Origin of the sequence: Shewanella sp. AC34-MNA-CIBAN-0136, assembly GCF_040309945.1 — a bacterium.
In the GTDB taxonomy this organism is placed as follows: Bacteria; Pseudomonadota; Gammaproteobacteria; order Enterobacterales; family Shewanellaceae; genus Shewanella.
Window position 1 is genome coordinate 22,352 of the sequence record NZ_JBEOPJ010000027.1, and the last position, 23,900, is coordinate 46,251.

Annotated in this window: 20 protein-coding genes; 9 read left to right on the plus strand and 11 right to left on the minus strand. The window is 42.9% G+C overall.

What is annotated here, in order from left to right:
* Positions 1 to 375: 375 nt before the first annotated feature.
* Positions 376 to 1,509 carry a sensor domain-containing diguanylate cyclase gene (locus AAEY94_RS19540; protein ID WP_192115657.1) on the plus strand — a complete coding sequence of 378 codons (1,134 nt, stop codon included), beginning with the start codon at positions 376 to 378 and terminating at the stop codon, positions 1,507 to 1,509.
* Between the two features lie 37 nt (positions 1,510 to 1,546).
* Here AAEY94_RS19540 and AAEY94_RS19545 read toward each other — a convergent pair whose 3' ends face one another.
* Complete coding sequence (locus AAEY94_RS19545) at positions 1,547 to 2,704, minus strand: alkane 1-monooxygenase (protein WP_350979710.1); 1,158 nt, start codon at positions 2,702 to 2,704, stop codon at positions 1,547 to 1,549.
* A gap of 10 nt (positions 2,705 to 2,714) precedes the next feature.
* Positions 2,715 to 3,044 (minus strand): 2Fe-2S iron-sulfur cluster-binding protein, encoded by a 330-nt coding sequence (locus AAEY94_RS19550; RefSeq protein ID WP_157822775.1) that lies wholly within the window; start codon positions 3,042 to 3,044, stop codon positions 2,715 to 2,717.
* 141 nt (positions 3,045 to 3,185) lie between these two features.
* On the opposite strand from AAEY94_RS19550, the gene AAEY94_RS19555 reads away from it, so the two are divergent.
* A complete protein-coding gene (locus AAEY94_RS19555; protein WP_350979712.1) occupies positions 3,186 to 4,190 on the plus strand; it encodes an AraC family transcriptional regulator in 1,005 nt (334 codons plus the stop codon).
* Positions 4,191 to 4,360: 170 nt separating this feature from the next.
* Here AAEY94_RS19555 and AAEY94_RS19560 read toward each other — a convergent pair whose 3' ends face one another.
* Together AAEY94_RS19560 and AAEY94_RS19565 are read right to left on the minus strand one after the other, a co-directional pair.
* A complete protein-coding gene (locus AAEY94_RS19560) occupies positions 4,361 to 5,242 on the minus strand; it encodes a bile acid:sodium symporter family protein (RefSeq protein WP_350979714.1) in 882 nt (293 codons plus the stop codon).
* A gap of 136 nt (positions 5,243 to 5,378) precedes the next feature.
* Positions 5,379 to 6,185 carry a class II aldolase/adducin family protein gene (locus tag AAEY94_RS19565; RefSeq protein ID WP_502959414.1) on the minus strand — a complete coding sequence of 269 codons (807 nt, stop codon included), beginning with the start codon at positions 6,183 to 6,185 and terminating at the stop codon, positions 5,379 to 5,381.
* A gap of 100 nt (positions 6,186 to 6,285) precedes the next feature.
* Here AAEY94_RS19565 and AAEY94_RS19570 point away from each other — a divergent pair, with 100 nt between their 5' ends.
* From AAEY94_RS19570 to fdhF, 3 genes are all read left to right on the plus strand, one after another.
* The gene (locus AAEY94_RS19570) at positions 6,286 to 7,191 is read left to right on the plus strand and encodes a LysR family transcriptional regulator (protein WP_350979718.1); all 906 of its coding nucleotides are present in this window, start codon (positions 6,286 to 6,288) and stop codon (positions 7,189 to 7,191) included.
* A gap of 164 nt (positions 7,192 to 7,355) precedes the next feature.
* Complete coding sequence (locus AAEY94_RS19575; RefSeq protein ID WP_335690861.1) at positions 7,356 to 8,072, plus strand: oxidative stress defense protein; 717 nt, start codon at positions 7,356 to 7,358, stop codon at positions 8,070 to 8,072.
* 471 nt (positions 8,073 to 8,543) lie between these two features.
* A complete protein-coding gene (gene fdhF / locus AAEY94_RS19580) occupies positions 8,544 to 12,776 on the plus strand; it encodes a formate dehydrogenase subunit alpha (protein ID WP_350979720.1) in 4,233 nt (1,410 codons plus the stop codon).
* Positions 12,777 to 13,033: 257 nt separating this feature from the next.
* On the opposite strand, the gene AAEY94_RS19585 is transcribed toward fdhF, so the two are convergent.
* The 3 genes from AAEY94_RS19585 to AAEY94_RS19595 form a co-directional block, all read right to left on the minus strand.
* Complete coding sequence (locus AAEY94_RS19585; RefSeq protein ID WP_502959412.1) at positions 13,034 to 13,891, minus strand: universal stress protein; 858 nt, start codon at positions 13,889 to 13,891, stop codon at positions 13,034 to 13,036.
* Positions 13,892 to 13,920: 29 nt separating this feature from the next.
* Positions 13,921 to 15,411 carry a SulP family inorganic anion transporter gene (locus AAEY94_RS19590; protein WP_101085950.1) on the minus strand — a complete coding sequence of 497 codons (1,491 nt, stop codon included), beginning with the start codon at positions 15,409 to 15,411 and terminating at the stop codon, positions 13,921 to 13,923.
* Between the two features lie 681 nt (positions 15,412 to 16,092).
* The gene (locus AAEY94_RS19595) at positions 16,093 to 16,314 is read right to left on the minus strand and encodes a hypothetical protein (protein ID WP_101085952.1); all 222 of its coding nucleotides are present in this window, start codon (positions 16,312 to 16,314) and stop codon (positions 16,093 to 16,095) included.
* A 325-nt stretch (positions 16,315 to 16,639) separates the two neighbouring features.
* Here AAEY94_RS19595 and AAEY94_RS19600 point away from each other — a divergent pair, with 325 nt between their 5' ends.
* Positions 16,640 to 17,482, plus strand: coding sequence for a sulfotransferase domain-containing protein (locus AAEY94_RS19600; RefSeq protein WP_101085953.1), 843 nt, complete (start codon positions 16,640 to 16,642; stop codon positions 17,480 to 17,482).
* A gap of 109 nt (positions 17,483 to 17,591) precedes the next feature.
* Here the strand turns inward: AAEY94_RS19600 and lgt are convergent, their stop codons facing one another.
* Positions 17,592 to 18,368, minus strand: a complete 777-nt coding sequence (lgt, locus tag AAEY94_RS19605) for a prolipoprotein diacylglyceryl transferase (protein ID WP_101085954.1) — start codon at positions 18,366 to 18,368, stop codon at positions 17,592 to 17,594.
* A gap of 181 nt (positions 18,369 to 18,549) precedes the next feature.
* Here lgt and AAEY94_RS19610 point away from each other — a divergent pair, with 181 nt between their 5' ends.
* Both AAEY94_RS19610 and AAEY94_RS19615 read left to right on the plus strand, forming a co-directional pair.
* Complete coding sequence (locus tag AAEY94_RS19610; RefSeq protein ID WP_350979724.1) at positions 18,550 to 19,395, plus strand: pseudouridine synthase family protein; 846 nt, start codon at positions 18,550 to 18,552, stop codon at positions 19,393 to 19,395.
* A gap of 127 nt (positions 19,396 to 19,522) precedes the next feature.
* Entirely contained in the window at positions 19,523 to 20,254 is a 732-nt protein-coding gene (locus tag AAEY94_RS19615; protein ID WP_350979726.1) for a DUF2057 domain-containing protein, read from the plus strand.
* Positions 20,255 to 20,649: 395 nt separating this feature from the next.
* Here AAEY94_RS19615 and ybaK read toward each other — a convergent pair whose 3' ends face one another.
* On the minus strand, positions 20,650 to 21,123 hold the full coding sequence (ybaK, locus tag AAEY94_RS19620) for a Cys-tRNA(Pro) deacylase (RefSeq protein ID WP_162022404.1): 474 nt from the start codon (positions 21,121 to 21,123) through the stop codon (positions 20,650 to 20,652).
* Positions 21,124 to 21,133: 10 nt separating this feature from the next.
* Positions 21,134 to 22,102: a TDT family transporter gene (locus AAEY94_RS19625; RefSeq protein WP_350979728.1), complete on the minus strand. Its 969-nt coding sequence runs from the start codon at positions 22,100 to 22,102 to the stop codon at positions 21,134 to 21,136.
* A gap of 210 nt (positions 22,103 to 22,312) precedes the next feature.
* On the opposite strand from AAEY94_RS19625, the gene AAEY94_RS19630 reads away from it, so the two are divergent.
* Positions 22,313 to 23,215 (plus strand): LysR substrate-binding domain-containing protein, encoded by a 903-nt coding sequence (locus AAEY94_RS19630; protein ID WP_350979730.1) that lies wholly within the window; start codon positions 22,313 to 22,315, stop codon positions 23,213 to 23,215.
* 479 nt (positions 23,216 to 23,694) lie between these two features.
* Here AAEY94_RS19630 and AAEY94_RS19635 read toward each other — a convergent pair.
* Positions 23,695 to 23,900: hypothetical protein (locus AAEY94_RS19635; protein WP_350979732.1), on the minus strand; the 206-nt coding region annotated here is incomplete at its 5' end.

Below are 23,900 nucleotides of genomic sequence, written 5' to 3' on the forward strand. Positions count from 1 at the left end.
GTTAGATTTTTAGTCCTCAATCCTCTGCTAAAATCCAGACAAAAACCTCTGTTAATCATCGCCAATAACACTGTGTTGTTTACTAATATTTTCACTAAAACATTCGCTAACCAATTCGCGAAAAACTCTAAAACTTGCCGATGAATGGCTATGACAATTGCCATGACTTACCCTATAAGTCGCAGCCAGATTGATGCAGACATTTTAAGCTGCAACTAAAATCAATCTTTTTTATACCAAAAATCATAATTTAATTAAATAAAAATCAATAAGTTAAAATCAGAAGATTACCGAAAGGTTAAAAACTCCCATTCCTAATAGAGTGTTTGTCATCAACAAGGGGTTACCAACACCAAACGCTTGAGGAAATGCACCATGTTTACCAATGATAAATTAACTGAACTCAATGACACGATTTCTCGTGTGACTAAATTAACAGACTCATTGTCTAAATATCCTAACGCGGTAAAAATACCACTGCGTGTTGAAGCTGAAACCCTAGCCGACTCGTCATCGACAGCGGTGATGTTTGATGCCACTTTTGATGCCACTTCAGCAAACCAGAATGGCAAAATGGCTGTAGTAGATAACTTACAAATTCGCACCTTACTCAATGTGATTAACGCGATTTCAGAAGCGATATTTGTGATTAACTCCGCTGGCGTTATTGAGATGATTAATCCGTTAGGCGCTAAATTATTCGGTGCCCCAGCCGAAATGTTAATTGGTCAAACCTGGACCGATTATCTACAAAGTCCTTTTAAAGATGAGTATCAATCTTTATTTGACCTGTGGAACAACGCCAGCGATCAAAGCAACAAAGTAACTCAGTTTAATCATGGGCCTAAAGAAATTATCATTAACCGCGCCGACAGCACGTTGCTCGAAGCCGATTTATCATTGTCATGTTTACCGTCAATACAGATAGGGTCGGAGCCATTATTTATTGGCATTATGCATAACCTGACTTCGCATAAAGCCGAATACAATAAACTGCGCCACTTAGCCCATACCGACAAATTAACCGGCCTTGCCAATCGTCACGCTTTTGATGATGCCTTGCAAACAAACTGGAACGACAGCATTAACCACGACCAACCGCTGTGTTTAATCATTATCGATGTCGATTATTTTAAAATGTTTAATGACCAGTATGGTCATGTTAACGGTGATAAATGTTTGCAAAAAATTGCCCAAGTACTGGCAGAGGTGCTCCCCTCTAACAATGCGATGGCTGCCCGTTATGGTGGTGAAGAGTTTGTGGTCATTTTGCCCAACAGTAATCCGTTAACTGCAGAATACATTGCCAAAAATATTCAACGTCGTATTAACCAGTTAAGCTTTACCGATATAGGGTTACCTGCACAAACCAAAATCAGTGTCAGCCAGGGCATTGCCTGTGAACGCAGTGGTCAATACCGCACGCCAACCGCACTGGTTTGCGCCGCAGACACAGCACTTTACCGCGCCAAATCAACAGGCCGTAACCGCATTAATATGAGTAGCTAATATCTATTAGCGTCTAAACAATCAAACAATCAAAGGGTTAACAACACGCTTGATAAGTTGCAATGCCACTTTGTTGATTTGCCTGCTGGGCCATATTATATTCAGCTGGCGTGGCAAAATGTGCATCCCAATGTTGTAATTTGGGCAGCATAAGTCGATGCCATAAAGGCGGAATGAGGGTCAATACAAAGGTACTAAGGTAACCGCCAATCATTTGCGGTGCATCGGGATAAGGCGATAACTGATGGTAAGGTAACTGCCCTTGAGCGTGATGATGTGAATGTCGGGTTAAGTTAAACATTGCCCACGAGCTTACCCGCTTATTGGTATTCCAAGAATGATGAGGTTTTACTGGCGAGTTAAGTTCGCGAACCAAACCATAATGCTCCATGTAATTGACTATCTCTAAAGTCGCTTTAGCCCATAACGCCATTAATACAAAAAAGCTTAACCCCTGCCAACCAGCAAGCCAAAATACCCACACCATAATAGCGACACTCATAGCGTAACCTCGTAACGCTTTATTGTGCCAACTCCACACAGCTAACTGTTTACGCACCAGCCTTTGTTGCTCAATATGCCACGCACTAATATTGCCCTTAATGGTCGAAATAATAATATGTGCATAAACACCACGACCACGCGGAGCGGTAGCAGGATCGTTCAAGGTACTAACGTATTTATGGTGGCCATATACATGTTCAATGGCAAAGTTAGCATCAAAGCTAAATGCCAATAACCAGCGTCCAATCAATAATGACACCGGCTGCCAAGTACGATGGGTTAGCTCATGGCCTGTAATCGTCGCCATTACGCCAACCACTAAGCCCAAATAAATCACCATCACCCCATATTGAATCATGCTGGTGTTTTGCCTTGCTAACAGGGCGTCATACCCCGTAAAACGAGTGACCCATGCGCCATATTGGCCAATATCTTGGCTGGCAAATTGCCAGCAACACACAAACACTAATATCACAGTCAATGGCAGTGCCAACCACAATTGCCACGTAAGCAAAGCCGGATAGCGATATTGTGGCGTCGCGGTATCATCACCAAACACGATGTCACCACCCAAATACACCGCAACCCAAATAGCAAAGCCAATGCTGATATAGGTTCCACCCAAAGTGATGCTGATAATAGCGATCACCGCCATAAGATGAAACGACATAAATTTAAGGTATTTAAACATGGCCACGTCCTTATGCTTGCGGTTCGTCAGCTAAAGGACGCTGGCGTAAATTAACGTGAATGTTCACATCAGTTTTAGGCAGACTCTGACAGGCCAAAATCATTCCTTGAGCGATGGCTTCAGCTGATAAAACATATGCGCTGTCGGTTAATTGTTTCACTTCGCCCGCAACCAACTTGCATCGACAAGCACCGCAACTGCCTACTCGGCAATGATGCGGAAAGGCAATGTTGGCGGCCAACGCGGCGGTTAAAATAGAGTGTTTAACGCTAGTTTGCGCTATCACTATTTCATCATTAATGGTTAGGCTAACCGGTTTGGCAGTAAACATAGACAACATACACATTCCTTGGTGATTAAAGGTTTACTGTACGCCAACCAGAAATATAACAAAGAGGGAAGAATGGACATTAAGGGGTCATTAATAGACAAGCACAGCAAAATCCGTTACAACTAACTCAAAGCCATTAATAAGATTGCTATGCAGCTGCTTCCTGTATTTTACTTAAACCAAGTGTATCAACAGCTGCGCCTGTGGGAATGCAATGTCGATATATGGCTAGCCCATAACGGCCTTATGCTTGAACAACTACAAGACCCACACTTTCAAGTGACTTTTGATGATTATCAACGACTGATAACGTCTGCAATTCATCTATCGGCACGGCCAGACTTGGGCTTACATGTCGGCAGCCGAATAGGCATTAACACCCATGGCATGATGGGATTTGCCATCCTTAATAGCAGTACCCTTAAACAAGCTGTTGATACATTGAAGCAATTTATCAATACACGCACACCATTGGTTAATGTTAATACCCATGAAACCGCCAGCAGTATGGTTATCACACTGCAAGCGATACAACCATTGGGCGTGATTCAACAACCGTTTATGGATGCTTTGCTCGTCACCATTGCCAATTTGTTACAACAAACCACCCCGTTGTCACCTGCAATAAGCCAGGTTAATTTGGGGTTCGCAGCACCAGCCTATTGGCAGCAATACTCCGCATTACTCAAAGTACCAGTGCATTTTAATCAAGCCAGCACCCAGCTAATATTAACTCAAGCATCATTAAATCAACGCTTGGATATGGCCGATCCCAGCTCGTTTATTCAAGCCAAACAATGGTGTATTAACGAACTTAAAAAACTTGATTTACAGCAAAGCCTTAGCGATAAGTTGTATCAGTATTTACTACAAAGTCCGATGCCACTACCAAGCTTAAGCGATACAGCCACGCATTTTAATATGACCCCACGGACTCTTCATCGCCATTTAACCCAACAACAAACAAGCTATAAAAACATTGTCGCGTCGGTGAATCACCATATTGCGAAGCAATACTTATCGCAATCTACTGGCAGTATTAAGCAATTGGCATATCAATTAGGTTATGTTGATGTGGCTAACTTTCGACGGGCATTTAAACGCTGGCAAGGCACCACACCCAGTGAATACCGCCAGCAAAAAAGAGTAAAATAAAATTCGATTTAGGAACATAAGTGACTAAGCACTAACTAACGAAGTAACTAACTAAACACTATGTAACTAAACACTATGTAACTAAACACTAAGTGATTAACTAAGCCCTAAGTAAGTAACTAAGCTATTAACTAACCGACAAAATCCGTTAATCAATAGCACTAATGTAATTAGCTAGATTGAACTGTATGTTTTTGGTTTCTAGCATAACGGGCATAGGAGATTAACAAGCCAGCACCTAAATACATCGTTAAACTATACACTCCAGCCACCACAGCATAACTCGGGGCTTGCAGTAAACTAATGCAAATAAGCATTGCCATAGTGGAGTTTTGTAAACCAATTTCAATGGCCAACGTTAGGCTATCTTTGTGGCTTAATTTGAATAGTTTGGCAGTAATTACGCCCACCATCATGGCAAGAAAATTTAACAACATGCATGCAATAAACACCTCGTTAAAAGCGTCGCTGATAATGTCACGTTCTTGAATCACCACCCCAGTAATCATCAACAATAAAAACACTAATGCAAAGCGCCTAAAATACACCTCAACCTTCACAGCCCAATCGCGATAATAACGTCGCACAATCATGCCAAACATAATCGGTAGTAAGGTAATCACCAATAACCCTAATGAAATGCTGCTTAACGACACCTCAATATCATGGGTTTCACTAAAATAGCTAACCGCAAATTGGATGATAAACGGCGCGGTAAAGACACACATAATGCTACTCAGTGCAGTCAAACTCACTGACAATGCCAAATTCGCTTTGGCTAAGTGGCTAATTACATTTGAGGTAGTCCCACCAGGACAGGCTGCCAAAATCATTAACCCTACCGACATCGCTGGCGATAAATCTATTAGTAAACATAGAGTAAAAGCCAGCAAGGGCAACACGATGATTTGGCCTATAAAGCCGCCAATAATCGGCATGGGAGTTTGCCACAAACGTAAAAAATCAAACTGGGTTAAGCTTAAGCCCATGCCAAACATAATAAACGCCAGCGCAAGTGGCAGCAGTATTTCGGTAATAATCGAACCTGTCATTGGGAGTAACATCCTTGCCCGCTAAACAGGTTTAGCGGGTATCATAAGCTTCAGTACAGAATACGTTCTTGCGAAATATGACTGCATGAATACGGTTTTATCAAAATCAAACCGCCCTTTGGCGTCGTTAACAGGCTTAATCTAAAAAGCTATTGTCTTGTGCCAACATGACCTGATACAAAGGTTGAAAATTACCCCAAGTCACTAAATCAGAACCATTAACTTGACGAGTTTTAGTCGCAATTTCATGGCCAATCAATTTAAGTTCACCCGCCGCCTGTGCCAATAACTGGCTATGGCAGCAACTGTCTAACATGACAAAATTAGCCGTTGCCGCATCCACAGACTTACCCACGGTTAGCAAACCATGATTTTGCAATATCACCGCAGCATGACCTTGTAGCGCTTCTGCGATCATGTCGCCTTCAGATAAATCGGCGACCACGCCGGTAAAGGTGTCAAACACGCTGTGGTTTTCATAAAACATACAGGCATCTTGAGAGATAGGTTTAAGTAACTCACCTAGTGATGAAAATGCACGCCCATAAGTAGTATGGGCATGGGCCACTGCGTTGACATCTGGGCGCGCATGGTGAATACGCGAATGGATAGCAAATGCGGCATTATTGATTGGGTGCTTGCCCTCCAAAATATTGCCTTTATGATCAACTCGCACTAAATCTGATGCTTTAATTTTAGAAAAATGCACCGCTAATGGATTAACCCAAAATGACTCAGGATCAATACAATCACGCAAGGTGATATGCCCCGCTAAACCCTCATCAAATCGGTAATGGGCAAATACCCTAAATGCCGCGGCTAAGCGCTGTTTTTCATATTGTTGTTGCTGTTGTTTGTTATCAAATTTTGGCGGTAACGGCATTGGATACTTATCAGTACCAATAGTCATTTTTTGAATTTGCTGTGCTTGAGTGTCATTTATTGAGGTCATGTTGAGTCTGCTTTTATTGGTTTAGTTTGACTTTAATTTAACCAAGCCTAAAATAAATTCAAATGATACTAAATCATAGATAACTATTAATATGCTGCATAGTAAGATTGATTTAAACTTATTCCTCATTATGAGCACGGTATATCAGCACGGCAGCATTACTACTGCGGCCAGTAAACTGCACCTAACACAACCCGCTGTAAGCCATGCTATTGCTCGGCTACGCGACAAATTTAACGACCCATTATTTGTCCGCCATGGCCGTAAAATGGTGCCAACAGCCTTATGCCAAAAAATCATTCCCGACGTGCAACAAGCGCTGCTGTTACTCAATAATACCGTTAGCCAACCCGCAATATTTGACATACAACAGCACAAACGCGAGATAAAACTAGGCTTAAGAGACATATTAGAGTCAATGTTCTTTCCTATTCTTATGCCCGATTTACTCAATAACACCCCCAATATCACCCTAAACAGTCGTCAAATTAAACGCACTGAACTTGAGCCGTCACTGACGCAGCAAAGTTTAGATATTGTTATCGATGTACTGATGCCAACCCATAAAGATATTTGCAACACTCTAATATGCAGCGAACGATTTTCACTAGTGTGCCGCCAAAACCATCCGATATTACAGCAGCTCACCCTCGCCAATTATGCCGCCGCATCTCATGCATTAGTGAGCTTAAAAGACTTCAGCATCGACACCGTCGACATGGCGCTCGCCCATCAAGGCGTTAGCCGCAATATTGCATTACGTTGCGAGCATTACTTTGCCGCCATCAGCGTGATCTGCCAATCAGATTTGATCATGACCATGCCAAACACCTACGCCATGTTGTTACAACAAACCATGCCAATTGTAGTGTCGCCATTGCCCTTTGAAGTACCAGAACTGGCGGTACACATGTATTGGCATCAACAAGCCCAAGACGATCCGGTAAATCAATGGATCAGAAACAAACTGCTTAATATCTCAGCCCAGTTGTTTTAGTTTCTGTTAAGTAGTTAGTAAGTCATAAATAAACCGTAAGAAATAAATCGCAGAAAATAGTCAAAAATAAAAACCCTTTTTTATATTTGCACCGTTTACACTCATAACAGACCCACTTTACCTGTGTGAAAACAGTATTTAGCTAACCACTAGCGGAGTTATCAATGAACAAAATATTACTCACAAGCATCATTTCTGCCTCATTATTTACTTTAACCGCCACCAGCAGTTTATCGCCAGTACAAGCAGCCGAGCTCAGTTTTGCTCATATTGAAACAGTGGGAACAAGCACCATTGAAGCTGCAGCAGACATGGCTATTATTAATGTTCAAGTATCTATAGAAGCTGATAGCGCTAAAGCGGCTAAAGACAAAGCCGACGAAGCCGTTAGCCAATTTATGCAACGATTACTCAAAGCTGGAGTCGACAAAAAACACATCCAAAGTGCTAACTTACAACTTAATCCGCAATATATGTATGTGCAAAATGAACCGCGTAAACTCACGGGTTATAACGCTAGTCGTCAAATGACCATTACCGTAATTGACCTTAACAGCTTAAATGAATTACTCGACAGCGCTTTGGTTGAAGGGATTAATAACGTTAATAATATCGAGCTAAAGTCGAGCCAAGAAGCCAAAATTATTGCCCAGGCTCGCCAAGCCGCGATTGATGACGCCAAGCAAAAAGCTCAATCTTTAGCCAAAGGCTTTGGTGAACAAATTGCTGGGGTATGGCAAGTAAGATACTTTCCGCAACAAGCCAATCAGCCAGAAATGTACCGCGCCAGCATGAAAATGAATGCCGATGTGGCGCAAACCTATCAACAAGGCCAAGTTAACATTAGCGACAGAGTTGAAGTGGTTTTTAGATTGAAGTAGCAATAAACAAGCAGGTTGAATATCATTTATTCAGCCTGCTTTGTTGTAACAGCCATTGTTGTAACAGCCATTGTTGTAACAGCCATTGTTGTAACAGCAATGGTTGCAACAGCGATGAATCCTCTCATCACAACCAACTGTCCACAATTGTGAACAATGACAACAAATCATCACTCTCCTAGCAATAATTACGAGATAAAACCACAAGTAGTTAATTGTTTATTATAACATTAATATAAAATACATATTTAATCGCAATAAAAATGATCTAAGTCACATCTGAAAATCACTCCTCAAATTAAACTTGATGCATAGACTGTAGATGCGAGCGCAAGGTTATCAGCTTAATCTGCCATTGCTGACATTAATCCCATTTTAGGTTTAGTTTTTTATGCCTATTGACGCCCTACTCGTCCCATCCTCAAAGGCATTAGACTTTGCCCGTGACTCAAAAAATGAAAAGGCTTTGCAATGATTGATATCACTATCGACGGAACAACACTTTCGCTTCCTAAAGCTGACAGCTTGTTAAAGGCAGCAAAAAACGCCGGTATTAACATCCCTAGCTTATGTGATTATTCTCATCGCCAAGAGAGACAACACTGCAATTTGTGCCAAGTACAAATCAAAAACCATGATGGCAGTTTACGATGTGTTCGTGCCTGTGAAACCCCGCTTGAAACCGGCTTAGAGGTCATTACCCAGTCGAGCCACTTAAGCCATCTTCGTCAACAAGCACTCAAAGATATTCTGAGTGATCACTTTGCGGATTGTGAAGCACCTTGCCAAACCGCCTGTCCTGCCGGCGTTGACGTGCAGTCGTACCTGTATCATATCGGCAGAGGTGATCATAAAGAAGCCGTCAAAGTCATCAAGCAAACCTTACCTTTACCCTTGTCTATTGGCCGTGTTTGCCCGGCTTTTTGTGAAGCCCAGTGTCGCCGCGGACTGGTAGATGAACCTGTGGCAATTCGCCAATTAAAACGTCATGCAGCAGACTTAGATTTACAAGATGCAGAGTCTTATGTTCCGCCAAAAGCACCCGCTACCAACAAGCGCATTGCCATTATCGGCAGTGGCCCTGCAGGACTCACCGCGGGTTATTATTTGTCTAATAATGGCCACGATGTGACCATTATGGAGTCGGCTCCTAAAGCTGGAGGCTGGTTACGTTACGGTATTCCTGAGTACCGCTTACCTAAAGATATACTGGATAAAGAGATTGAACTGCTCACCCGCAATGGACTTAAGATTGAAACTGGAGTTGAACTGGGTCGTGATACCAATTTAACCGAGTTAGTGGCCAATTATGATGCGGTTTGCCTCGCGATTGGGGCGCAAAAAGCCGTGCCAATGAATTATCCTGGCAGTGATTTAATCGGCTGTTATTTAGGTGTGGACTATTTACGCGATTATTGCACCGACAAAAAATTCATTACAGGCAAAAAAGTAGCCGTCATTGGTGGCGGTAATACTGCCATTGATTGCGCCCGTACCGCTGTCCGTGATGGTGCTGATGTGACCTTAATCTATCGTCGTAGCCGTGATGAAATGCCAGCTGAGCCCTATGAAATACATGAAGCAGAAGAGGAAGGGGTTAAGTTTCATTTTCTCACTAATCCTCTGGAAAACCACAGCGATAACCAGGGCCGGGTTAAATCCGTCACCTTTGCTAAAATGGAGCTCGGCGAGCCCGATGAATCTGGTCGCCGTTCTCCTAAAGCGACTGGCGAAACCTTTGAAGAAGCATTCGACACTGTAATTCCTGCGGTATCTCAACAAGTGGATTTAGCCTTTTTAGACCAGCCAGAAAATCAAATAGACACTGGCCATATCGCCCTGACCCGCTGGCATACCTTCCTTGGCTGCGAGCAAACCATGTCTGCTGGAGTGGAAAAGCTATTTGTTATCGGTGATTCCCGCACCGGCCCAGGTACTGCAGTTGGTGCGGTGGCAGACGGTCGAAAAGCCGCTGAAGCCATTGAAGGATTATTAACTGAAGGCTTAACATGTCATTTAGAGCCTGGACTATTTAACTCACGAAAAGCCAACAAAACAGCCTCGTTATCTGCAGCGCTACATCCCAACGCTTACCCTAACTTATACCCTGAGACAGCCAAACGTCGTCGCTTAAAAATGCCAGAGCTAAACCAGCTCAATCGAGCGCTTAACTTTGCCGAAGTAGAGCTAGGATTCATTCCCGATGAAGCAATGCAAGAAGCTATGCGTTGTTTGGAGTGTGCTTGCCAAGCCAATACCGATTGTAAGTTACGCGACTATGCCACCGAATATAAAGTCGACGGAAAAACACTGGATCAAACTCAGTCGCGTAAATTTAAAGTCGATAACAGTGCGCCTTTTATTACTTTCGACGCTAATCGCTGTATCAGTTGCGCCGCTTGCATTGACGCTTGCCATCAACAAAGTGGTCATAACGTTATCAGCTTTGAAGCCAATAGTTATCAAGCACTACCCGATGCTACAACAGCAGGCATTAGCCGCAACGCCCCTCGTGTTGGCTTTACTGCGTCGATGAATGACAGTGATTGTGTGCAATGCGGTAACTGTGTTCAAGTTTGCCCTACTGGCGCTTTGGTTGATGCCCGCGATAAAACCCAAGGCAGCGACAGAGCGTTAACCAAAACCTCAACCGTGTGCACATATTGTGGTGTCGGTTGCCGGGTTGAACTGCATGTCGACCCGGCCAAAAATCATGTAATGCGAGTATCTGGCGATACTCAATCAGTGGTCAATGAAGGCATGTTATGTGTTAAAGGGCGCTCTGGTTTTGACTTTTTAAACAGCCCTAAACGCCTTACCACACCATTAATTCGCAAAAATGGTCAGCTAGAACCGGCCAGCTGGAGCGAGGCCATTAACTATATAGCACAGCAACTTCAACCGATTAAAGATGCTGCTGGGCCAAGCAAGTTTGCGGCATTGTCTTCAGCTAAATGCACCAATGAAGAAAACTATTTAATGCAAAAATTCGCCCGTAGCATTATGGGCACTAATAACATCGATCACTGCGCACGACTATGTCATTCATCATCTGTTGCAGGGTTATCCGATACCATTGGCGGCGGGGCCATGACCAATGATATTCCCAGTATCAAAGAGTCCGATGTTATTTTTATTATCGGCTCCGATACCACCAGCGCCCATCCTATTATCGCCTCTCACATTAAAAGAGCGGTCAGCCAACACGGCGCGCGCTTAATTGTGGCGGACCCAAAGAGAACGGCTATTGCAGACAGTGCCCATTTATATGTGTCACATAAACCGGGCACAGATGTGATGTTACTCAATGCCATCATGCAGCAAATTATCATCAATAACTGGCAAGACATGCACTACATCAATAGCCGTATTGAAGACTATGAATTGCTCAAGCAAGAAGTGATGAAGCCAGATTACAACTTAGCCAATGCAGCGTTAATTACTGGTGTGAGCGCTGAAAACATTGCCGCTATGGCAAAAATGATTGGTACCGCGGATAAAACCGCCTTGTATTATGCCATGGGAATTACTCAACATACCTCGGGTTATGACAACGTTGTGTCCACCTCTAACTTGCAATTGCTGTGTGGCAACATTGGCGTGACGGGCGGCGGACTCAATCCACTACGTGGCCAAAGTAATGTGCAAGGTGCCTGTGATATGGGCGCGTTACCCAATTATTATCCCGGTTATCAGCAAGTCGATAACCCACTCAATAACGTTAAATTTGCCAAAGCTTGGGGCAATACATCGCTAAATTTAGAGATAGGATTAGCAGCAACTGAAATCATGCAGGCTATTGTCAAAGGTAAACTCGATGCTCTGTATGTATTGGGTGAAAACCCAGTGCTAAGCGATCCGGACCAAGCTCACGTAATCGCTGCACTATCCAAAATTAAATTTATGGTAGTGCAAGATATCTTTCTAACCGAAACCGCGCAGATGGCCCATGTGGTACTACCCGCAACTGCCTTTGCCGAAAAAGATGGCCATTTCACTAATACAGAACGTCGGGTACAACAATTACGTGTCGCGTTAACCCCTCCTGGGGATGCGATTGTAGACTGGAAAATTATCCAAATGATTGCCAACAGCCTTGATGCTAATTGGAATTACCACAGCACCAAAGATATCTGGCAAGAAATTAACCACGTCACCCCGCAATATCAAGGCCTTACCTGGCAACGACTTGAACATAAGGTAGATGGTTTACAGTGGCCATGCTTTGATGAAAACCATCCTGGCACACCGATTTTGCATACCGAAACATTTTTACGTGGTAAAGGCAGGATGATGCCAGTGAGCTATCGACTACCTGCCGAAATGCCCGATAGCGAATATCCATTAACCCTTTCAACAGGCCGTTTACTGGAACAATTCCATACTGGTACTATGACGCGCAAAACCCCGGAACTGGATATTAAAGGGTCGCCCAGAGTAATGATTTCGGTTTTTGATGCCGAGCAATTGGGAGTCAATAACGGTGATATGTTGAAACTGAGTACTCGCCGCGGAGAAATAGACATAGCCGCCTTTGTGACTAAGCGGGCTCAGGTAGGAGTATTATTTTTACCATTCCACTTTGCCGAAGCCGCAGCCAATAAACTGACCATTAATGCATTGGATCCCATTGCAAAAATTCCAGAATATAAGGTGTGTGCAGTAAAAGCAGAAAAGTCACTGCTGCCAAGTGTTGTTGCTTAAGCAGAGCCTAGCTCACAGCATACTAGTAGCCTAGTAGCGCTACGCTGCTAGGTCGCTACGCGGCTAGATCCTATAAAATCAAGAACCTAGCACCCTAGCAGGACGCAAGTCCGCCCTAGCAGCGAAGCAATCCTAGCAGGACATAGTCCGCTCTAGCAGCGAAGCGATCCTAGCAGGACATAGTCCGCCCTAGCAGCGAAGCGATCCTAGCAGGACGTAGTCCGCCCTAGCAGCGAAGCGACGCTAGTCTTTTTTGCTTAGCGCAACAATAACAACGGGATGTGGCTTTTACTGATCATCCGTGTCGTATTACTACCAACAAAAAACTCACGAATACGTGAATGACCGTAAGCACCCATTACCATTAAATCAATTTGGTGTGCTAGCTGGTAAGCCTCTAGAGCCGTTTGCACCTCGCCCTGACAAACCGCAGTTGTTACCTCAAAACCAGCCTCGGTAAGAGAGTCTGCAACTGAAGTCAATTCGGTTAGCGCTTGAGACTGATTGTCAGACACCATCACTAAATGGCATGCGAGCCCTTTAAGTAGTGGGCTGCTTATCAAGCGTTCAAGCACGGTTTTCGAAGTAGCACTGCCGTCATAAGCAATCATAAAACGGCTTGGCATTGTAAAATCAGCCATCACCACTAAAATCGGCTGTTTAAGCGTGCGTATAACACTTTCTAAATGACTGCCAATCGCTTGCGCTTGATCTTGATGTTGCTCACCTTGACGACCAATAACCACCAGTCTGGCATCAGCTTCCTGCTCAAGTAGCGTTTCAACTAAATCGCCATGGCGCTGCAGTGTTTGCACAGTCACAGAAGGTTGCGCCGCCACAATGCTCGTTTGCGCATCTTGTAGCATATATTTACCTTGTTCGAGCGCGAGTTTGCTCATGCGCCCTTCAAGTTCAACCATTTCAGCAAGCAGATGCTCTCGGCTTCCAAGGCCAATATTTCCCGACAGATTTAACTCTGTAGGATAGGCAGACTTATCCAATACATGTAGTAAAGTCACAGGGGCATTCAACTGCATAGCCGCCCACCCACTAGCATCAGATACCGCGCGTGTTGCTTTTGAACCGTCGATACAGGCAATCACATTTGTCATCATTATTATCCTTTTATGGTGTGGCTATGGGCTTAGTGACCTGACATCATTTTTTCAACGTCTTCGGGTTTATCATGCACACCAAATTTATCCACAATGGTAGCGCTGGCTTCGTTAAGACCAATTAACTCAACTTCAGTGCCCTCGCGGCGGAATTTAATCACCACTTTATCGAGCGCCGATACCGCAGTAATATCCCAAAAATGTGCCAAAGATAAATCAATAGTCACCTTATCAACCACTTCTCTGAAATCAAATGAGTTGCTGAACTTATCTGCTGAGGCAAAAAAGACTTGGCCAATAATTTGATAATGACGGCCAGTGTCTGCTGAAGTGTCGGTGTTTTTAACCACCATAAAACGGCCCACTTTATTGGCAAAAAATAACGAGGCAAGTAACACACCTACAAATACCCCAATCGCTAAATTATGGGTAGCGACAACCACAACAACTGTGGCAACCATCACAAGATTGGTCGATAAAGGATGATGTTTAAGATTACGAATAGAATCCCAAGAGAAGGTTCCAATAGACACCATGATCATCACGGCAACGAGTGCAGCCATAGGGATCATTTTTAACCAATCACCTAAAAACACGATCAAGATTAGCAAAAACAAACCGGCAGAGAATGTCGACAAACGCCCACGCCCGCCTGATTTAACGTTGATAATTGATTGACCAATCATGGCACAACCTGCCATGCCGCCCAATAAACCAGCACCGATATTCGCAATACCTTGGCCTTTACATTCGCGGTTTTTATCGCTTGGCGTATCGGTTAAATCATCAACAATGGTCGCTGTCATCATCGATTCCAATAAACCCACAACAGCAAGACCAGCAGAGTAAGGGAAGATAATCATTAACGTTTCAAGGGTTAATGGCACTTCTGGCCAAAGGAAGATTGGTAACGTATCAGGAAGTTGTCCCATATCGCCTACGGTACGGATATCTAATCCCATGTAAACCGCAAAAATGGTTAAGCCGACAATACAGATCAAAGGTGACGGCAACGATTTACCAATAACTGGGATGAGTGGGAATAAGTAAATAATACCCAGTCCAGCGGCGGTCATAGCGTATACATGCCACGTCACATCTGTGAGCTCTGGCAACTGCGCCATAAAGATCAGAATGGCGAGTGCGTTCACAAAGCCGGTCACCACCGAACGCGAGACAAAACGCATCAAACTACCAAGCTTTAAGTAACCTGCTGCAATTTGAAATATGCCGGTCAATAACGTTGCTGCTAATAAATACTCAAGACCATGTTCTTTAACTAAGGTCACCATCAATAGCGCCATAGCACCAGTAGCCGCAGAGATCATTCCAGGACGTCCACCCGTAAACGCGATAACCACAGCGATACAGAATGAAGCGTACAAACCCACTTTTGGATCAACCCCAGCAATAATAGAAAAGGCAATCGCCTCAGGAATTAACGCTAGCGCGACGACTATACCTGCTAACAGATCTCCACGGATGTTGGAAAACCATTCTTTTTTCATGTTTTGTATCATGTATTTTACTCTGTTTTAATGTTAGCCAATATGCCAATAACATATGTTAACGCCTGAGATATCAGCGTGCGTCAGCGGTGAAATTAACTCATTAATGCGACAAAATGATATTGGATAGTGATATACAACAAAAACTACCAACATGGCAGCAATTACGGACGGATCTTAACGATCCAAATAGGGAGGGAAAACTAATGCGGCTTAATATTCATTATGGAAAAACGACCTCGGCAATATGGGTAAATTAGGCTTAAAATTTATTAAACGCGCAGTGCATAAAAATGCAGCGGCAAGTATAAAGGGTTGCATAAGTAAAATCAAAGCGTTTAAACAGTAACACCGCGGACACGTTTACTGGTTTAGAGCCTTGTCAGAGCAGCTAAAGTGGATACAACACTCAGCTATCCCCTTTTAATGCTCAACTGAACAAAGCCCAACGTTATGATGAAGAGATAACCGCAATTTTTTCTGAGGTAAATTTGTTGTACGCAACGATTAAGCCGTAAGCCATTAATACTGAAACACACTCTGAAATAGAACCCAATAGCCGGAATGCTTCATAAGCAGAGCGAGGAATTAACGTTGCATAAGTTGACCCGAAACTTATTATCACTAGCAGAAAAAATGGTAACTGCATCAAAACAGCAGCCTTAACATTAAAAGGAGACCTAGGAACAACCTTTAATTGCTTGCGGTTTCAGCGCCTAAATTAACATCATTTTTGAGTATCAACACCACTAAATAGATCAAACCAAATAGCGGTACAATTGATAATACAGCGCCAAGCACGCCCGCCATAATCGGTGATTGTGTTTTACGACGACCAAGAAAATAACTGATAACACCCACTAGCAATGCGAAAATAACAATTAACTGGCCAACCAGCGTTGCATTAATATTCATCAAAACTCTCCTTGTTGTTTTATACATAATACAGCCTAAAATACCTCTACCAAACGGTCGCAAGGCATTTATTAACAAGCATGCTACATTTGCTAGCGATTTGATGCAAAGCAATTTGATGCAAAGCAATTAATGTCAGCGCTTAACAATAAACCATGCGCTATGAAGCTTGAAATTCATTACAGCGTTTACATTTAGCGACATTATCGTCGTTATAATCACAGTTTAATCCCTATACAAACACCCCAGTAAACTTGCCATTTTGAACAATTATCGGTAGTTTTACTGCATTGAACGACGTAAAAATAATAACAAAGGATTACGGATGGGAAACATACTTTGGGTGGCCTCTTACCCTAAATCGGGTAACACTTGGGTACGCGCATTTTTAGAAAACTATATTCAAAATCAAGATCAACCGATTGATATTAATACCATGCACACCATTTCGACGGCAGAGTCGGCCGCGCATCGTTACCAGCATTATTTACCAAAAGACAAAGCTGCCACCACTGAGCTGACGTTAGAAGAGGTGAGTGTATTGCGGCCACAGGTTCAGGCTGATATTGCGCATCAAGCTAATGGCACCACATTTGTAAAAACCCACAACTACCTAGGCGAATACAACGGTCATCCACTGCATAATTCCTCAGTCACATCTGGGGCAATTTATGTGGTTCGTAACCCGCTAGATGTGGCAATCTCAATGGCCAATTACTTTGGTTACAGCATCGATGAAGCCATAGCTTATATGGCAGAAGAAATGACTGGCACGCCAAATGAAGCACCGCATGTGCCACAAATTATTACCTCTTGGTCTATGCATGTGTCTAGCTGGACTGCCGATGATGCCTCAAAGCTGATTTTACGCTATGAGGATATGCTAGATGATCCTAAAAAGGTCTTCCGTAAAGTAGAATCCTTTTTAGGTTTGAAAAAAGATCCTGTCCGCCTGAAAAATGCCATTAAGCACTCTTCTTTTGCTCAATTGAAAGCCCAAGAAACTAAACTCGGCTTTGTTGAAAAACATGAAAATGCTAATGCCTTCTTTAGAAATGGTGGCAAGCATCAGTGGAAAACCAAACTGACACCAGAACAAGTACAAAAAATTGTTGATACCCATTATGAACAAATGAAGCGATTTAAGTATTTACCTGCAGGTATGTAATGCCAAGTAAAAGGCATTAAATCCTGACTCAGATTACTCATAAAAAAACGTCCTCTCGCATTAGCCATAGGACGTTTTTATTGGATATCACTTTCAGTTTGTAAGCATATTAGCTGCGTTTACGGTAAGCCATAACCAGCAACACAATACCCGCGAATAGAAACGGTAAACTTAACCACTGGCCGGCACTGAGCATTGACTCATGATATGCCGCCTGGCTGACTTTCACGCTTTCAATCGCGATACGCGCAGTAAAGACCAATACCAAAAACAAACCAAAGATAGCGCCGTGTTTTTGCTTCATATTGGTGTATTTATAAATGGCGAATAAGCCGATAAATATTAATAAATAGGCAAACGATTCATACAACTGCGCAGGATGGCGCGGCAACATATCAATACGTTTAAAAATAATGCCCCATGGCTGATTAGTGGGTTCGCCCAAAATTTCTGAATTAGCAAAGTTCGCCATACGCACAAAAAAGCCAAATATGGCTGTCGCAATAGCTAAACGATCGAGTAAAAACAAAAACGGTAACTTCACTTTACGTTGGTAAAAATACAGACCCAATATCGCTCCTAACCCGCCGCCATGGCTAGCAAGGCCGCCTTCCCAAATCGCAAATATCTTCAGCGGATGAGCAAAGTAATACCCAGGGTCATAAAAAATACAATGAGCTAAACGAGCCCCAACAATAATGCCAATAACGCAATACACTAATAGGTTATCAAGAGACTCAACATCTAAGCCTTCTTTTTTGTAAAAGTGCTTCATCACCTGAAAACCAGTGGCTATAGCCAACGCAAAAAGCGCGCCGTACCAATGTACGGTTAATCCCATAAACGAGACTAATATAGGATCAAAATCCCAAACGATGTGTTCCAAGTTACCTACTCCAGATTGATATGGTGTTTTGTCGCGTTATGCTAAAACAACTTTACGACAGATGATACATAGATACTTAAGCGAAGAGAAAGTTTCATTAACTAATCAACATTGAAGCGCTAAATAAGGTAACATTTAGCGTTATTTACTGCTGATAAACTGCATTGTTAGAGTTAACCAAATGATGGCCGATAAAACCGAATACCATATTGATATTACCGAGCACAGTACTGACGCTATTGAGCTTTTGGCGCAAGCCAGTAGCCTGAGCAAGCAAGTATTGAAAGATGCTATGCAAAAAGGTGCTATCTGGCACAGCCATGGTAAACAAACTAATCGTATTCGCCGTGCAAAAAAGCCTTTGCAACCTGGTGACAAACTGCATCTCTATTACAATCAATACATTTTAGACGAACAAGTCACACCGGCAGAGTTATTGTTTGATGAAGGCGACTACAGCATTTGGTACAAGCCCTATGGTATGCGTTGCCAGGGCTCAAAGTGGAGCGATCACACCACCATTAATCGCTACGCTGAATTAAATATGCAGCCGCAGCGCAATGCCTTTATTATTCATCGTCTAGATCGTGCTGCTACCGGTTTATTAGTATTGGGACACAGTAAAAAAGCCACTGCTGCTATTGCTAAGCTATTTGAAACTCGCGAATTGGAAAAGTACTATCAAGTGATTGTTGAAGGTGAGTTTCCGAGCAAACCCGTTACCATTAATACTCCAGTCGATAATAAACCGGCGTTATCCCACGCCACCTTACTGACCTACAACTCAGAGTTGAATCAATCCAAAGTACAGGTAAAAATAGACACCGGCCGTAAACATCAAATTAGGATTCATATGGCTAGCTTAGGCCACCCGGTTGTAGGCGATCGTTTGCATGGCAATGGCAACGAGCACTCGCCCGACCTTGCACTGACATCGTGTTTTTTCCGTTTTGTTTGCCCATTAAGCAACATGCTAAAAACCTTTGAACTGCCAGAGCATTACCGACCAGCATTTATCACCACTTAAGCTATTAGGAAATTAAGCAATTAAGCAATTAAGCAATTAAGCAATGAAGCAATTAAGCAATTAAGCAATTATTGTGCTTACACATAACACACAATATTGTTCATCAACATCAATGGAACCACACACTATGCGTCATATCATCGCGTTACTTTGTCTTACTCTTAGCCCTATGGGCATCGCCGCCAGTTTACAACTGCCAGACAGAGTCGAAACGGTATTAGTTAACGGTAAAGCATCACAACAGCAATCTAGTGTAAAACTGGACTTAAGCATGCCCGATAACATGCAACAAATCGCTTTTCGCTATCAAGCCCGTTATCGCGATAATGGCAGCCAAAATAATTTTGTTTCTGATGTTGTTATCTTACGTTTTCAGGCCAGCGAGCAAAACTACCAACTCACATTGCCGACCATTAACTCTGCCTCACGCGCCAATCAATTTAATGATCAACCCACTATAACGTTAACCGACAATACGGGTAAAAGCATTGTATTTACTCAAGATAAACTGATGAAATCAGGCTTACAAATTGGCCGTGATTTTGCTCAAGAGATCGCACAATATAATGAATCTGGCGCCATAGCTGCAATTGCATCAGCTAAACCTATCAACAAAAAAACAGCTACTGCAGCGCCAATTGCACCAGTAGTACCAGTAGTACCAGTAGCGCCAGTAGCGCCAGTAGCCATAGTACCAGTCGCAAAAACGGCAGAGGTTACCGCAAGTAACAATACTGCCGACACTCAGGTTAATAAAACTGAAAATATCACCCAAGCAGAAATCAGTAGAATGCTCGATTATTGGTATCAAAAAGCTAATCCCAATACCCAAGCAGAGTTTAAAGCCAAAATAAATTGATAATGAAGGGTGTTATTGAACGAAGGTAAAACCTAGAGTTTGAACTTGAATAGTTCGACACTCATTCTTTTGAAACTAATGATTTGAGACTGACTCTTTTAGACTGACTTGTTTAAGAGCAGATATTTTACGATAAAATGTTTGAGATGAATTGTTTGAGATGAATTGTTTGAGGTGAATTGTTTGAGGTGAATTGTTTGAGGTGAATTGTTTGAGGTGAATTGTTTACGGCGATCTCTTTATAGCTAACCTTTTATAGCAAACTCTTTGTAAAAAATTATTGGCTGTAAAATGCTTATTTCGAAATGTTGGCTGCGAAATGCTTGCTGCGTATTGCTTGCTGACAATGGTCATTAAGCTAACAATCTCATCGGCCAGTTAATGGCAAATAGACGTTAGCGTTGGGCACAAATATCAGCAAACGTGGCGTTCAATAACCGTTGTAAATCAGCAGGGCTTAACGAAATATCTACGCCTCTTTTGCCGGCGCTAATGTAGATACGTTGATGCTGCTGTGCAGAAATATCGATAACTGTCGGCAGAGGTTTTTTTTGCCCTAATGGGCTCACTCCACCCAGTACATAACCGCTAGAACGCTCAACGACTAATGCCTCTGCCATGCGGGCTTTTTTTGCGCCTGCGGCTTTCGCGATTAACTTCATACTCAACATCGACGACACTGGCACAACCCCAACCACCAGCGCTTGATTATCTAAACTCACCACCAAGGTTTTAAACACTTGTTCCGTTGGCACACCCAGTTTTTGCGCTGCTTCTAAACCATAAGATTCACTATTAGTATCATGGTGGTATTCATGTACTTCAAAATCTATTTTATGCTTTTTTGCTATCTCAATTGCTGGGGTCATATACGCTCATTTATGGATTAGCCACCAAGACTCTATTCGGTTGATAAAAATGCAGATATCGCAGACAAACATAACTGACAACCACGGTAGCGACAAGCAATTCAAACTCAGCTAATGCATTAATTTGCTGTACATATTCCGCAGCCATGCCAACACTTTCCATCCAAACAGACATCTTAAATAATGCCGTTGCCCCAATCACCATCGGAAACGTAAACGCGGCATAACCAGGACTAAAAGGTAAACGCATCAGTTTGAAAAAACACAAATAGATAATTGCAGTCATTAACACTCCAATACCAAATAATAATCCAACAATGACCGGCGATGGTTGTTCAATTACGGTTAAATAACCCGCCAAAGATAAACTGGCTGGCGCCGCTAAAATCGCTAAGGTTGGTTTGGCTGCATCAGGAATTTGTTCTGTAAATATAAGACGATAAATCATCATCGGTAACATTATGGCATAACTTAACATGCCAAAAATCAGCGCGGTATGAGCAACCCACGCGAGATGAATATTGCCTGAAAACGACACATCTGCCACCACAATACCAATAGGAGGAATAAACCAACTCGGCACCATATGATGCAGAGAAAATTGCTTACTGCGATGATAAATAAACCCGACCAAAAAACCGATGTGTAGCAAAACGGCAAATGACCATAATAAATCACCTGCGAGTGCCGAGGCATAACCCAGCGAATTCGACACCACCATTAACGCCATTGCAAAAGTAGGTACCACGCTACCAACGACTGGATGAGCGAGATCTTGACGTAATAAATGTGAATGTAATAAAAATTTAGCACTTAAAATCAGTAATAATACACTTGCGATTACAGCCCCTGCCCACTGACTATAATGATGGAAATCAACTAGGAGTTCCCAACTCCAACCTAAACTTGCAATACCCAACGCTAATCCAGCCATAGGGGTTGGAACAGTCGTTAGTGTTTGTTTTACTGCTCGAATCATTACAACCTCAAAACAACCCATCAGAGAATAAGCTTATATTACGCTTGCACTTTGTTTATATATATCCAATTATATGAAACATACGTTCAGAAAATCTGAACGAAATATCGATCATAACAATAACGATGAAGATAAAACCGTTCACATTAACTTTATAACCATCAAACTAATGCTATTTCAAACTCACTCTATATCAAACTAAGCGGCGCTATGCACATTTCATTAAAGCAGCTCAACGTGTTTACCAGTGTTACCCAACATAAAACCTTAACAGCTGCAGCCGAGGCGCTGTATTTGTCTAAAGCCGCGGTGAGCATGGCACTGGCTGAACTCGAAAAACAACTGGGTCACCCGCTATTTGATCGGGTCAATAATCGCTTGGTGCTTAATCAAGAAGGACACAAGCTATTACCACTGGCCGACGAGCTGCTTAGTAGAGCAAATAATATCAGTCAATTGTTTGATGCAGACCACGCTTTTACGGGTCAATTGAAAATAGGTGCCAGTGACACCTTAGGTAATCATGTTGTACCCGGGTTATTGAGCCAATTTAGGCAGCAACATCAACATTTCTCACAAAGCGTGGTGATTTCCAATTCACGTCTAATCTGCCAAAAACTACTGGATTACGAGTTAGACATTGGCTTGATTGAGGGTAAAAGTCATCACCCAGAACTCATCGCCAGTCAGTTTAGCCATGATGAAATGTGTATTATCGCTGCGCCTCATTTATCCATAAGTCTGCAGGCACAATGGACGTTTAACGATTTAGAGCAAAGTGAGTGGATATTACGTGAAGCAGGTTCTGGCTCTAGAGAGTTTTTTTTGCGCACTATCGCGCCGCAAATAGAGTCGTGGCATGAAGTGTTTGAACTGAATACCACTGAAGCATTAATTAACAGTGTCGCCGCCGGACTTGGCTTAGGATGTTTATCTGCTTTGGCGGCACAATATGCGATTAACGATGGCCGTGTGACTCAGCTCAACTCCCAAATTAAGGGGAATCATATCAATATGCAGCGACCGTTTTGGTTGGTGGTTCACAAAGATAAGTATCACAGCCCGCTGTTGAAAAGCTTTATTGAGTTTTGTCATCAATGGGATAATTCATAAAGCGATTCTTTTATGGGTTCTAGTTCTGCTATTTATGGCCTGCGGCCACTAACGTCGTGGCGCTTCACCATACCTATTTTTCAAACTTCGTTTGAATTAAGATTGCAAGGTTCCACCCTGCACAGGCCAAATACATCAGACATCCCAGTCACTCTTCTCTGTCATTTCGGTCGCCATTTCCCATCATCCCGGTCACCACTTTCCATCGTTCCAGTCGCCATTTCCCGTCATTCCAGTCGCCATTTTCCGTCATTCCGGTAATGCTTGTGAGCCGGAATCCAGCTTTGTTTTTTATACTTTGTACTTATGGCCTGCGGCAACTAACGTCGTGGCGCTTCGCCATACCTATTTTTCAAACTTCGTTTGAATTAAGACCGCAAGGTTCCACCCTGCACGGGCCAAGTACATCTGACATGCCAGTCACTCTTCTCTGTAGTTCCGGTCGCCATTTCGGTCGTCATTCCGGTCGCCATTCTCTGTTATTCCGGTCGCCATTTCCCGTCATTCCGGTAATGCTTGTGAGCCGGAATCCAGCTCTGTTCTTTGGTTTTAGTCTTGGCGATGGCCTTCGGCCACCAACGTCGTGGCGCTTCACCATATCTATTTTTAAACTTCGTTTGAATTAAGATCGCAAGGTTCCACCCTGCACGGGCCAAAAGGGGATCAACAGCAATCCCCTCTTGGA

Excerpts from the sequence above, each read along its gene's own strand:
- AAEY94_RS19600 (WP_101085953.1), top strand. The coding sequence starts at position 16,640 with ATGGGAAACATACTTTGGGTGGCCTCTTACCCTAAATCGGGTAACACT.
- AAEY94_RS19555 (WP_350979712.1), top strand. The coding sequence starts at position 3,186 with ATGCAGCTGCTTCCTGTATTTTACTTAAACCAAGTGTATCAACAGCTG.
- AAEY94_RS19610 (WP_350979724.1), top strand. The coding sequence starts at position 18,550 with ATGATGGCCGATAAAACCGAATACCATATTGATATTACCGAGCACAGT.
- AAEY94_RS19615 (WP_350979726.1), top strand. The coding sequence starts at position 19,523 with ATGCGTCATATCATCGCGTTACTTTGTCTTACTCTTAGCCCTATGGGC.
- ybaK (WP_162022404.1), bottom strand. The coding sequence starts at position 21,123 with ATGACCCCAGCAATTGAGATAGCAAAAAAGCATAAAATAGATTTTGAA.
- AAEY94_RS19540 (WP_192115657.1), top strand. The coding sequence starts at position 376 with ATGTTTACCAATGATAAATTAACTGAACTCAATGACACGATTTCTCGT.
- AAEY94_RS19625 (WP_350979728.1), bottom strand. The coding sequence starts at position 22,102 with ATGATTCGAGCAGTAAAACAAACACTAACGACTGTTCCAACCCCTATG.
- AAEY94_RS19570 (WP_350979718.1), top strand. The coding sequence starts at position 6,286 with ATGCTGCATAGTAAGATTGATTTAAACTTATTCCTCATTATGAGCACG.
- AAEY94_RS19590 (WP_101085950.1), bottom strand. The coding sequence starts at position 15,411 with ATGATACAAAACATGAAAAAAGAATGGTTTTCCAACATCCGTGGAGAT.
- AAEY94_RS19630 (WP_350979730.1), top strand. The coding sequence starts at position 22,313 with ATGCACATTTCATTAAAGCAGCTCAACGTGTTTACCAGTGTTACCCAA.
- AAEY94_RS19545 (WP_350979710.1), bottom strand. The coding sequence starts at position 2,704 with ATGTTTAAATACCTTAAATTTATGTCGTTTCATCTTATGGCGGTGATC.
- AAEY94_RS19575 (WP_335690861.1), top strand. The coding sequence starts at position 7,356 with ATGAACAAAATATTACTCACAAGCATCATTTCTGCCTCATTATTTACT.
- fdhF (WP_350979720.1), top strand. The coding sequence starts at position 8,544 with ATGATTGATATCACTATCGACGGAACAACACTTTCGCTTCCTAAAGCT.
- AAEY94_RS19550 (WP_157822775.1), bottom strand. The coding sequence starts at position 3,044 with ATGTTGTCTATGTTTACTGCCAAACCGGTTAGCCTAACCATTAATGAT.
- AAEY94_RS19585 (WP_502959412.1), bottom strand. The coding sequence starts at position 13,891 with ATGATGACAAATGTGATTGCCTGTATCGACGGTTCAAAAGCAACACGC.
- AAEY94_RS19595 (WP_101085952.1), bottom strand. The coding sequence starts at position 16,314 with ATGAATATTAATGCAACGCTGGTTGGCCAGTTAATTGTTATTTTCGCA.
- AAEY94_RS19560 (WP_350979714.1), bottom strand. The coding sequence starts at position 5,242 with ATGACAGGTTCGATTATTACCGAAATACTGCTGCCACTTGCGCTGGCG.